Annotated in this window: 11 protein-coding genes, 2 pseudogenes and 1 riboswitch; all 13 genes and pseudogenes read right to left on the bottom strand. The window is 50.1% G+C overall.

The window, feature by feature from the left end; all coding sequences use genetic code 11:
• Window positions 1-88 precede the first annotated feature (88 nt).
• A riboswitch (cobalamin riboswitch) is annotated at window positions 89-287 on the bottom strand.
• Between the two features lie 337 nt (window positions 288-624).
• The 13 genes and pseudogenes from ACVX3G_RS09245 to nagA all read right to left on the bottom strand — a co-directional run bounded on the left by ACVX3G_RS09245 (window position 625) and on the right by nagA (window position 11,691).
• Complete coding sequence (locus ACVX3G_RS09245; protein ID WP_020278285.1) at window positions 625-1,239, bottom strand: PH domain-containing protein; 615 nt, start codon at window positions 1,237-1,239, stop codon at window positions 625-627.
• 184 nt (window positions 1,240-1,423) lie between these two features.
• Window positions 1,424-2,788, bottom strand: a complete 1,365-nt coding sequence (locus ACVX3G_RS09240) for an APC family permease (RefSeq protein ID WP_011231751.1) — start codon at window positions 2,786-2,788, stop codon at window positions 1,424-1,426.
• A gap of 13 nt (window positions 2,789-2,801) precedes the next feature.
• Window positions 2,802-3,707, bottom strand: a complete 906-nt coding sequence (locus ACVX3G_RS09235) for an acetamidase/formamidase family protein (RefSeq protein ID WP_011231752.1) — start codon at window positions 3,705-3,707, stop codon at window positions 2,802-2,804.
• Window positions 3,708-3,788: 81 nt separating this feature from the next.
• Window positions 3,789-5,078, bottom strand: coding sequence for a hypothetical protein (locus ACVX3G_RS09230; RefSeq protein WP_025039354.1), 1,290 nt, complete (start codon window positions 5,076-5,078; stop codon window positions 3,789-3,791).
• A complete protein-coding gene (locus ACVX3G_RS09225; RefSeq protein WP_227016043.1) occupies window positions 5,078-5,188 on the bottom strand; it encodes a helix-turn-helix domain-containing protein in 111 nt (36 codons plus the stop codon). Before ACVX3G_RS09225 ends, ACVX3G_RS09230 begins: the two co-directional genes overlap by 1 nt.
• Window positions 5,172-5,564, bottom strand: a complete 393-nt coding sequence (locus ACVX3G_RS09220; protein ID WP_014196232.1) for a sensor histidine kinase — start codon at window positions 5,562-5,564, stop codon at window positions 5,172-5,174. The genes ACVX3G_RS09225 and ACVX3G_RS09220 overlap by 17 nt, the downstream gene beginning before the upstream one ends.
• Window positions 5,565-5,790: 226 nt before the next feature.
• A complete protein-coding gene (locus tag ACVX3G_RS09215) occupies window positions 5,791-6,708 on the bottom strand; it encodes a DUF7916 family protein (RefSeq protein WP_014196233.1) in 918 nt (305 codons plus the stop codon).
• 49 nt (window positions 6,709-6,757) lie between these two features.
• Window positions 6,758-7,459: pseudogene (locus ACVX3G_RS09210) on the bottom strand (glucose PTS transporter subunit EIIB); the annotation flags it as partial.
• Window positions 7,460-7,522: 63 nt separating this feature from the next.
• Complete coding sequence (locus ACVX3G_RS09205) at window positions 7,523-8,770, bottom strand: RNA-guided endonuclease InsQ/TnpB family protein (RefSeq protein ID WP_190304854.1); 1,248 nt, start codon at window positions 8,768-8,770, stop codon at window positions 7,523-7,525.
• 140 nt (window positions 8,771-8,910) lie between these two features.
• A pseudogene (locus tag ACVX3G_RS09200) lies at window positions 8,911-9,009 on the bottom strand (PTS transporter subunit EIIC); the annotation flags it as partial.
• Window positions 9,009-9,740: a GntR family transcriptional regulator gene (locus ACVX3G_RS09195; RefSeq protein ID WP_014196235.1), complete on the bottom strand. Its 732-nt coding sequence runs from the start codon at window positions 9,738-9,740 to the stop codon at window positions 9,009-9,011. The pseudogene ACVX3G_RS09200 and the gene ACVX3G_RS09195, both read right to left, overlap by 1 nt.
• The gene (nagB, locus tag ACVX3G_RS09190) at window positions 9,737-10,498 is read right to left on the bottom strand and encodes a glucosamine-6-phosphate deaminase (protein WP_014196236.1); all 762 of its coding nucleotides are present in this window, start codon (window positions 10,496-10,498) and stop codon (window positions 9,737-9,739) included. The genes ACVX3G_RS09195 and nagB overlap by 4 nt, the downstream gene beginning before the upstream one ends.
• On the bottom strand, window positions 10,489-11,691 hold the full coding sequence (gene nagA / locus ACVX3G_RS09185; RefSeq protein WP_014196237.1) for an N-acetylglucosamine-6-phosphate deacetylase: 1,203 nt from the start codon (window positions 11,689-11,691) through the stop codon (window positions 10,489-10,491). Before nagA ends, nagB begins: the two co-directional genes overlap by 10 nt.
• Between the last annotated feature and the right edge of the window lie 76 nt (window positions 11,692-11,767).

The raw sequence follows: 11,767 nt of genomic DNA, 5'->3' as shown, positions 1-11,767 counted from the left end.
AAATCTGGGAATGAGCGCGAAACAGACCGCCAATGGGCACAACAATGCCCTATGCGACTGTTTCCGCGTCTCACCCCCCGAAGATTCGGAAACTGCGGCAAGCAAGGCAGGTCTACTGGCTCATGCTTCATCCTACTCTGAAGCCTTCCCGTACGGAAAACAGCGCAAGCCATCCGTCCGTACAGTGGCGATTTCATTTCGTCCGCATTGACAGTTGCGGGGACAGCTCCGGATTCCCACCGGATTCCCTATTAAGCCTTTTCGGCGCCTTGCTGCGAGTTGATTTAGTTATCGGATATGGACATTTTTATATTAAAGCAAGGCCTGGCATTTGACAACTGTGAATTTACAGTGGGCTGGCGGCAGGCGGTCATCGATCACTTTTGCGGTCAGGCAGCTCGGCTCCAGTGTCCGTGTTTTGTACGGAACGCCGCATGCGCCGTTGCATCGAGCTCCGCGATGTCAAATGCCGCCATGTTGCCTATTCATCGATTCCCACAAACCTCATCTTTTGAGTTTCTTCCGGCTGCGGAGAAACGTTCCTTTTCCATATGTCGCTAAAAAAATTAGGAAAGACGCCCCACCTCTGGCACGGCGTCTTTCCCCGATACAACCTTCATCTCGTCACTGTTGAATATATTTGTCAAACACAAACCCGAAATCCTTCACCGTATAGTTCTTTTTCGCTTCCGTCAGCCAGCAAAAAGCGTATTCATTCACGGCCTGAAAATCCGCCGACACATTGACGCCGTCGCCGCGCATGTTGGCAAACACCTTGACCGCCAGTTCCAAACTCCGCTCAGCATAGTGGAATTTCATTTCGTTTTCATGGCAAATCTCCGCGATCGCCAGCAGCGATTTATACAAATCTTTCAATTCCTCAATATGCTTTTTATGCACATCAATCGAATAGCAGTGCGACCCGATTTTAAATTTGATTTCCGCGTCCAAGTCGACCGTCCCGGCTGTTTCGAGCGACACGTCGGAAATCGGATGCTTATAGTAATCGTAGCGGCGCAGCGTCCGTTTTTTGCTCGCAGCGCTCGTGCCGTCCAGATGAATGAGCGCGCGGTTGGTGAAGCAATACTCATCCGATTTCGATTTGATAAGAAAATAGATTTTTTCTCCATCCTCGTGCATCACATAATCATCGGCATCTACTTTGTCATAGTCTTTCGGTTGAATAACCGAGCCGATGTCGCTTAGCCCAAGCACATCGGCGGCGACTTTTCCAAACATGCTCATGTTCCCCCGGCTCCTTCCATGTTTTATCGGCGCCCGCCTATTGCGGATGAACGGTGTTTTGCCTTAACAAGGCGCCGTACTCTCATTCGTAATACGTCGCGATCGAAAAAATGTTTCATCGTCGGCAAAAAACGAAAGACCCAACGCCTTTTATGACGGCGTCAGGCCTTACAAGCAACTACAGTTCCCCGCTTAGACGGGAGTCTTTGTTCGTGAGTCGCAAAAAGACCAGATAAACGAGTCCAATCGCGATCCAAATCAATCCTAGCTTTTTGCTGAGCGGGTCCAGATTCATCCATACATAGCCGATGATAACAAAACCGATGAGCGGAAACAAGAGATGATTAATATAATCGTTACTCTTTTGTTTGCGCAAGAAATAGTTCATCACCGACACATGCAAAAAGAGGAAAGCCGTCAGGGCGCCAAAGTTGACAAGCGAAGCGAGTTTATCAATTTGTGAGGCGAACACCGTCGTGACAATGAGCGAAATCACAGCGACAAGCAATGTGCTGACGTATGGCGTTTGAAATTTCGGATGCACTTTAGCCAGCACACTGGGCAGTTTACGGTCGCGACCCATGCTGTACAAAATGCGGGAGATGGCTGCTTGGGCGACGAGCGCGTTCGCGATCCCCCACGAAAGCGCGGTGGCGACGATCGTTGTCCATTTCAGCCATGGTCCGCCTGCCAGCTCCGCAATCTGATAAAACGCCACGTCCGCGTTTTTAAACGTCGTATAATCAGGCCAAATGAGAGCGGCGACCCATGTTTGCACGATGAAAAGCGCACCGACAACGAGCAAAGCGAAAATGATCGCTTTGCCGATCGATGATTTCCCGTCCCTTGTTTCCTCAGCCAGCGTCGACACCGCATCAAAACCAAGGAAGCTCAAGACGGCCACCGACACCGCCCCCATCACCGTCTCCGCGCTGAAATGATTAGGATCGTACAGCGGTTTGAACGTAAACTGCGCTCCATTGACACCTTTTATAATCGCAATAATTCCTGTGATCACAAACACTGCAAGGACGATGAGCTCTAAAACAACAATCACTTTGTTCGCTTTGGCCGTCATCTCGATCCCGAGAATATTAATGACCGTATTCATGGCAATAAACAGAACGAGCCACACGGAAATCGGCACTTGCGGCACAATATCGGCTAAGGCAGCAGCGCTGACCAAATAGAGAAGAGCCGGAACGAAAATGTAATCAAGCAAAATGACCCAGCCTGCCATAAAACCGACATATTCATTCATTCCCCGCTGGGCGTAGGAATACACGGAACCAGCGATTGGAAACGCCTCGGCCATTCTGGCGTAGCTCAAGGCGGTGAAAATCATCCCCACCATTCCGATTAAGTATGCTAAGGCGACCATCCCTTTTGACCCTTGCGCTACATACCCGTAAATGCCGAAAGGAGCGATCGGCACCATGAACACCATTCCGTAAATCAACAAATCAACAAATGTGAGCGACCGTTTTAATTCCTGTTTATAACCAAGCGACTCGACCGATGTGTTCGTTTCAAGTTGCGCCATCGCCGTTCCCTCCTCAATCCTCAAACAGGCGGATGCCATACGCTTCAAGCACAAATCGCGGTACAAAGAAACGCGCCGTGACGAGCGGGTCAACGACTTGGCTGATTTGTGTCTGACCGGCAGCGCTAAGCACCATCGTCAAATGGTTCAGCGTCAACGGAGTGTGCGGCAACAGCAAATTAACCATTTCCTCAACCGACTGTTTGACCGCCTCATCCAACGTTTTGGCCGAGACGATCGTCGCAATGCCATCATCGTTTTGCAACAGTGGATGGTTAAGCGAATATCCTTTCATCACCCGGACGGTGACCGTCACTTCCCCCGAAATTTCGATACCAGACACGCCGATTTCGCCGTCCCCCATCGCCGCATGCAAATCGCCTAATGCGAACAACGCCCCTTTGACAAAAACCGGGAAGTAAACGGTTGCCCCTGTTGTAATGAGCTTTGTATCCATATTGCCGCCATGCGGCCCGGGCGTTCCGCACGACACATCCTCACCGCTCGGCGCTACCCCGATGACGCCAATCATTGGATTTAATGGAATAGAAAGATGCTCGTCAAATACGGCCCGGTTTTCTTCTACTGGAATCATTTTTGCCTCAAACTGCGGAATCCGGTCGCCAAGCACCCCGAGCCCTGGGCCGACAGCCATGACCCCCTGTCCTTTGAGGCGAATCTGTTCAATTTTTACCGCTAAAATGTCACCGGGTTCCGCCCCTTCAATATAGATCGGTCCGGTCGCCGGATTGATATGATTCCAATCGATCGAGTCAAACGGCGTTTCGCTTGAAGTAATTTGATTTTGGAAACAGTCGTACGTTTCGATGACAAACGTTTCCCCTGACTGGACTGTTCGAACCGGTTGGTGGTTTTTGCTAAATGAATAAATGGCCGTTGTGCATGGAACAAATGACATGTCCGCTTTCCTCCCTTTCGTTTTTGTCTCATTATAACAGGGAGCAAACAAACTGTTTTGCATTTTTTTGATTCATTTTTGTTACTTCTTTATTTTTTGAATTAATAGATAAATCTGAGTAAACAAGAAACCGCCAATCCCATTCCATGCTATGGCCTCCAGCACATTATGGCGCATTCCCCATCGCCAGGCGATAGCAAACAAACATACCCATCCGATCATGCCTATAACCCCCATCGGTTTCTCTCCTGTCCGTAAAGCAGCCAACCCAAAACACGAGGAGGCAAGCAAGGCGGTCGAAAACATGACCATCCGCATCGGAAGAAGAGGAGCAATAAAAAAGAGGGCTAGTACAAGCAAAAAAGAGATGACATATGTCCATGAGAGATGCCTGCTCCACCTGTGCCAAAAAATTTGCACAACGGAATGCAAGGAAAGGGATAAGCTGAGTGACAACGCCGCCAGCAAGGCAATAGTAAGCGGCCAAGCAATCAAGACAGAAGAATGAAGCAGCCACCGTTTCAGTATGGCGGCAGTCGAAGCGGCCGCCGCATACGGGACGCATAAGGCTGCAACGGCCAACGGAAGCGGAGCAAGGCAAAACGCGGCCATAGAAAACGTCAGCGCAACGCGTTCTTTTTTCAATATTGATGCAATATCCCATACATACTCGTCGGCCAACCATTGCCCGGCAGCCGCCGCCAGCACAGCCCAAAACAACACGAACAACGAAACCATGTTCACATCGAGGGAAGCTGGGACAGTTCGTACAATCATCTCATATTGCCGCGCCACACCGCCCGTTAGATAATAGGCAAACGGAACCATTCCCATCACTATATAAACAATGTATAGCAGAACCGTTCCGATTTTCCGCATCCCCAACCAACCGGCGAGCACGGTAAACACGTACACATAGACGAACCAAATGAATAAAAAAGTCGGAGAAAAACGAAAGAGTTGCTGCAACAAATAGGCACATAACACGACAACGGTAAGCAGCCGGCCGATCGAAAGAAGGCGAACAAAAAACCGAAAGAAAAACAAAGCCCGCGCCGTAAAACAGCAGTCCGGCCAGCGATCCCCTTCCTTTGTTAGGGAACGATAGCGCACGGCCGCTGCTGAACGCCAAAGCACAAAAACGGCGGCCCATACCGCCATAGCCGTCACCACCCCCGCCGCCACTCCGCCATGAATAAAAGCATAGCATCCAAACAACAGCAGCTCCCCGGATGCAAAACGCAGTAACAGAGCATTGACCCCCTTGCTTAATCCAAGCGCCTCCGCTCCGATAAAACTGCGGCGACCAATATGCGGCACAGCAGCAAGCAGCAGTACGCATGCCATGAATAAAAGCATATACCAGTCCATTATCCATTGGTCTCCTTATACTTCGTAGGCGGGATGCCGACATATTTTCGAAACAAATGACTGAAATGATGTTGACTGGAAAATCCTGTCTCCTCAGCAATGCGTGCCATGGACCCCGCTTAGATAGTTGCTTGTATGCGCCCATTCTTGTTTGAACGGAATAAGCGGCTGTTTCGTCTCATAGCTATCACGCAAAAACAGCGCAAAATGCTCCATTCCCCGAATCATTTCTTCATTTTTTCCTAAGCGCGCCAAGGATAAGAAAGCGTTCAACGCATTGAAAAAGAAATGCGGTCGGATTTGTTGATGGAGCTGCATATACTTGCTTTCTTGAAGTTCTTTTTCCAATCGAAGGCGCGCATGTTCCAACTGCCAATAATCCACTTCTTTTTCTGCTACCCCCAACAGCGCCAACACTGTCAACGATACAAGCGGCAACAATACGCTGAAAATGAGAATGAGATGAAATAATGGCTCGGCAATCATCATATTCTCCCCGCCACTCGCAATGCTTTCCCATTTGTTTTTTCATTTTATCACAAATTTGTTCTTTCATTTGATCACAAAATAAATAGAGGCGGCGGTACAAGGCAAATGTTTCCCACATCCGCAAACTTATTTTTCCATCATCTTGGCTCCCATCCTATCCTCTCCCGGCAAAAAAAACGCCCCAAAAGCGAATGCTTTTGGGACCGACTGATCATATTCCACTTTATCTCAACGGCGATCTTGCCATGCGAATATACGTATGGCGTCTGCCGCGAATGGCGATCGAATACGCCATAATATTCTCTGGAACAGCGATGCCATGATAGCCAGCGTCGCCGATATGATGTAGATCCGCCCCAGCCATTTTGCTTGCAAGCGCGATTTGACGAATCGTACTCTCGTCAGCTCCTTCTTGGCTTGTGCCGATCGTCAGCATCGCAAGCGCCCCATGTTCATGCGCCACCTGAACAAGCTTCTCTGTCTTGTCTAATGTCACCCCCGGCACCGTTCCAGGAGCCGGCATCAAAACGACATCCGCACCAGCGTGAATGAAACGCACCACCACTTCTTCCGATACGATCCCGCTTCCCGCTTCATCGGCAACGCCTGCCGCGTGCATTTTCCCAGCCATCACGAGAGCATCCTCGCCTAAAATGGACCGCGCCGTTTCGATGGCTTTCACAATCTCATCATTCGTCACGCCTGTTTTCGGGTTTCCGGTTAGGCAAACAAAATCAAATCCTAGCTGTTTTGCTTGTTGCAGCGACTCGGCCGTTGCCATTCTCCCTTTTGGCAGCGTCGCAAGCTCCTCAAGCTGTTTTGCATTTGGGTCAACCGGCTCCAAATTGACGCCAACCGGGCGCCCTGTCAACTGCTTTAACCGTTCCACCATTTGATTCGGTTCGTTCGTGTCCAACCCGTTCACAACCGGCCGGAACACATCGAACCAATTCAACAACAGCAAATCCGCCCCAAACGCCGTGGCCAGTTCAGCGTTGGTGACCGCCGGATACAGCGGCGCGAATTCCCCGACGACTTCCGCGACGATCACCCTGCCTTCTGACGCTTGAATCGATTGTTTTAACTGTTTTCCTGTCATCCGACGAAAATCGGAGGCGTTGCAATCCAACAGCCGCTTCACCGGAGCTCCCCCTTTCTGGCGTCCCTTAAAAGAACGGCTTCGTTGTTCCTTATTTTCTCATAGCGTTGGCCAGAAATTCGACATCCGTGCCAACGACCACTTGCAAATCCGTTTGGTTGAGGCGAAGCACGCCTTTCGCTCCCAAACGTTTCAATTCTGCTTCGTTGACTTTTGACATGTCTTTCACTTTTAGGCGCAAGCGTGTGACACAATTGTCAATTTGCGCGAGATTATCTTTTCCTCCTAACGCCTCGATATATTTTGCAGCAAGGTCCTCGTATTTGACGCCCAACTGCGCCGCACCGCTGTCGGCAAACTCTCCCTCTACCTCATCTTCACGCCCCGGCGTTTTCAAATCGAGCTTCGTAATGAGGAAATAGAAGACGACGAAATAGACGACAGCATATACAAGACCTTGAACAATCAACAAATACGGTTTTTTCGCAATGCCGTAGTTTAAGAAAAAGTCAATCGCCCCGGCCGAGAACGTAAACCCGTGGTGGATGTCAAGCATTGTCGCCACTGCGAGCGACAAGCCGGTCAACACGGCATGGACAACGTAGAGCAATGGCGATAAAAACATGAATAGAAACTCAATTGGCTCCGTAATCCCGGTTAAAAACGACGTCAACGCCACGCCAAGGAGCGCGCCGGCGACCGCTTTGCGACGCTCTTTTTTCGCCGCCGCGATCATCGCCAGCGCTGCCGCGGGCAGGCCAAACATCATGATCGGGAAGAAGCCGGCCGTGAACTACCCCCACTTAATTTTCTAGCGAAAATTTGAAGTGGGGGCTTCCAAAGAAGTTTGACTGCTTCAAGCAATCCTTATTCTTTGAGGCGTGTCCACTTCGCCGCTAGAGCATAAGACACTCAGGTCTACAGCTTTACTTTTCTTTAAGATGTTTAATGCGCCATTGACATCAGCATTAATTAGTTTGCCAGACTTTGTTCGATACAAGCCGCGCTTAATACGTTTGCCGCTGAACTTATATTCTTTTGGATTGTCGGCATTATATTCAGGAATCTCATCGCCGTCAAAAAAGCTGGCTTGAGACGTATATGATTCTTCCTGTTTCAAGAATTCAATGCCGTAAAATTCACAAAGATATTCTAGTTTTTCTTTTATGTTACCGAGAGGAATATTGACAAAGTTTTGATTTGTCTTTTTTCCTAGATTAATATTGCGTTGCCATGTTTCCGCATAGCCAATGACAAGTTTGCCAATTTGATTTTCAATACAGTAGTTAATGATGTAACGGCAAGTCTTGTTGATATAATCATTCACTTTATTATTGCGATTCATAGCAAGCAAAGCCTGTTTACGAGTGGTGCCTTTGATTTTTTGCTTATCTTTTATGCTTTGAAGTCTGGCATTTTCTTTGTTAAACCATTGATTTATACTTTTTAATCTCCGCCCATCAATGATGAATGATCTGCCGTCTGATGTGACACAAGTGGCAAAATTGTTTAATCCTAAATCAATTGCCAGTGCTTTTTGGTCATTTAATTCTCTTTGATCTTCAGGCATTTCATATTTGTACTGAATCTCAAAGAACCTGGCATGATGCTTAGGAATGATTTCAATCTGCTTAATCTTTTTGTCCAGTAACACAGGCGGAATCGTTATCGTGATAGGCTTGTGAGTCTTTTTAAATAGGCGAGAATACGGTATCGTGAATTTGTTGCCGTCTATACGAATCTGGCCAATGATCAGTGAATGAAAGCCATCTTTTTTAAGATATTTTGGAATACTGATAGCCTTGTGGTCATATTTTCCTTGTTTGGCAAGAATGATCAAACCAAAGAAAGATTTAAAGGCTTCATTGACCTTTTTTAAAATTTGCTGTGCCATGTTGCTGTTTAACAGCTTATAGTTTTCGTTAGTTTTGGCAAGATGATCGTTTTTCTCATAATTAAGAAATTCCTTGTGTTCAAAATAGTATTGTCTGACATTGTACAATCCGACGTTGTACATGTTCTTGGCAATATGGCACAGTTCTCGAAGAGTCAAGTATTCTTCTTTGGTCAAACCATTTAGCTGTTGTTTGATACAAAAATACATGTTTTCACCTCCCATCTAACTATATGATACTATATTTTACTGAATCTATCCTATTTTCAGCAAAATATAGTTAAGGCGATTCATCTCCCACTTACTCCGCTTCGCTTCGTTGAAGTGGGAGTCTTCTCGCCTAATTAAGATAAATCAGGCTGACCGAGCCGAAGCAGCAATCCCGCCGCCGGCAATACGGCAATCGGCAGCATTAACGCTTTTCCTAGCCGCTGCAAAAACCCTAACATCATGATCCTCCCCTTTTCATCTCAATCATAAATTTGTACCGGTCGCCGCGGTACACCGATTTGACGACTTCAAGCGGCCGGCCGTCGACAAGTTGCGTGCGGCGCTCAAGCAGCAGCACCGGCGCTCCTTCTTTCATCTTCAGATGCTCCGCCTCCACCTGGCGGGCGACCGAGGCTTCCAATGTTTGAACTGCAGAGCCGATGACCAGACCTTTTTCTTTTTCGATAAATTCATAGACGGAACCGCTTACAACATCACGCGTCAGTTCCGGAACAAGACAGACAGGGATATAGAGCGTCTCGAGCGCCATCGGCAAGCCGTCGGCCAACCGAAGGCGGCGGACTTCGTAAAGGTCATCGCCTTCCGCGACGCCAAGTCCTTCAGCGAGCTTCTCGGAAGCCGGAACCGTCTCAAAGCTAAGGACGATCGTGCCGGGCTCCATGCCGCGCGCCCGCATATCTTCGGAAAAGCTCGTCAGCCCTTTCAGCGGCTGCTCGATTTTTTGGGCGGCGACAAATGTTCCTTTCCCGCGCCGGCGGATGAGATAGCCATCGTTCACTAAATTGTTGACCGCCTGCCGAACGGTCATTCGGCTGATGTCATACATTTCCGCCAACTCGCGCTCAGACGGGATTATCTCGCCCGGCTGCCATTCTCCTTTTTCAATCTTTTCTTTTATATATTGCTCGAGCTGATAGTAAATCGGAATCGGCGATTGTTTATCGATCATGGCGCATCCACCCGCCGCTTTTCCTTCGGAATGAGCGAGAGCGCCTCTCGGTCGGCGATGATCGTCACGTCCGGATGAAGGTGAAGCGCTGAAGCCGGCAAGTCCGGTGTGACAACGCCTTCGAGAAGCCGGGCCATGGCCTCCGCTTTTTCCTCCCCTGACGCCAACAGCACGAGGCGGCGGCTGCGCAAAATGGTCGCAATCCCCATCGTAATGGCATAGCGCGGCACGTCATCAAGCGATGGGAAAAAGCGGGCGTTCGCTTCCCGTGTCAACTCGGTCAGCTCGACGACGTGGGTGGCTGTCGAAAACGGCGTCCCAGGCTCGTTGAACCCGATATGGCCGTTGCGGCCGATGCCCAAGAGCTGCAAATCGATGCCGCCCACTTCATCGATGAGCCGTTCGTAGCGGCGGCATTCTTCGTCAAGATCAGCGGCCAAGCCGTTCGGCACATGCGTCTCGTGAAGCGGGATGTCAAGCTTTGAAAACAAATGCTCATTCATATAATGGCGATAACTGTTCGGATGATCCGGACCGAGCCCGACATACTCATCCAAATTGAACGTGCGCACGAGCCGATACGATGTCCCATTCTGACGATGATCGGCGGCCAATTCGCGGTACACGCCGAGCATCGTCGAGCCGGTCGCCAAGCCGAGAACGGCGGTCGGCTTTTCCTTGACTTGTTTGATGATGATGTCCGCCGCTTGGCGGCTCATCTCTGCGTAGTCAGCAGCTTTCAAAAGCTTCAAAGCCATCGCTCTTCACCCCTTTCATCCTGCTTGCGATAGGCAAGGGCGCCACGGCAAAACGTCATCATGACTTCATATCGTTCATTCAACACGACGACATCGGCGTCTTTGCCGGGCCGCAAGCTGCCTTTCCGATCAAGCACGCCAAGCTGTTTCGCCGGATTCCAGCTCGCCATGCGGATCACCTCTTCCAACGTGCAACCCGTATAGTCGAGCACACGGCGGATGGCCTCGCCAAGCTTGAGCACGCTTCCCGCCAGCGTGCCATCGGCAAGCCGCGCCTCTTGGCTCCGAACAGTCACCTCTTGGCCGCCAAGTTCATATCGCCCATCACCTAGACATTTCGCCCGCATGGCATCGGTGATTAATATGAGCCCATCGCTTCCTTTATTCCGGTAAGCGAAGCGGACCATCGGCGGCGCAACGTGCAACCCGTCGGCGATCAGCTCGCACATCACTTCTTCAAACATAAGCACAGCACCGGCGACACCCGGTTCACGGTGATGGATGCCGCGCATCCCATTGAACAGGTGGGTCGCATGCGTCACCCCTGCATGGACCGCCGCTTTTACTTCGTCGTAAACGGCATCGGAATGGCCGATCGAAGCGATCACACCCGTCTGTTTCAAGTAGGAGGCAAGTTCCAGCCCCCCGTTCCGCTCTGGGGCAAGCGTGACAAGGCGGATATGGCCGCCCGCCGCCTTTTGCCAGTGCTGGAACAGTGAGATGTCCGGATCGGCGAGATGGCGCGGGTGCTGCGCTCCGGCGCGCTTCGGCGACAAAAACGGTCCTTCCAGATGAACACCGAGCACTTCGGCGGCTCCCGGCCTGTTCGCCTCCGCCATATAGCGAGCGACGTTGCGAAGCGCGGCTTCGATTTGTTCGCTTGGCGCTGTCATCGTCGTCGCCAAAAAGCTCGTCGTCCCTTCCGCCGGCAAGGCGTTGGCCATCTTGTAAAGCGCCTCCGGGGTCGCATCCATGACATCCGCCCCAGCCGCCCCATGAATATGGACATCGATGAATCCCGGCACGATGGAAAACCGTGAGGAAAGCTCGATCACTTCCGCCCCTGCATCAGTTGGGCACGACGACATCGGCCCGATCGCGGCCACTTTTTCCCCTTCGATCAGCACATACCCTTGTTCAATGTTTCCTGTTTCTGCATACACCGCGGCATTTTTCAATATCCACCGCTTCATCGCGATTCCCCACTTTCTGTCTCTCATTATAACATTATATATTCTAGTTGTCTATACCACTAAAACAAATCCGTCA

The organism is Geobacillus sp. PLS 41 (genome assembly GCF_056494105.1).
The sequence above is the reverse complement of the archived record's forward strand: the minus strand, read 5'-3'. Positions and strand labels throughout refer to the sequence as shown.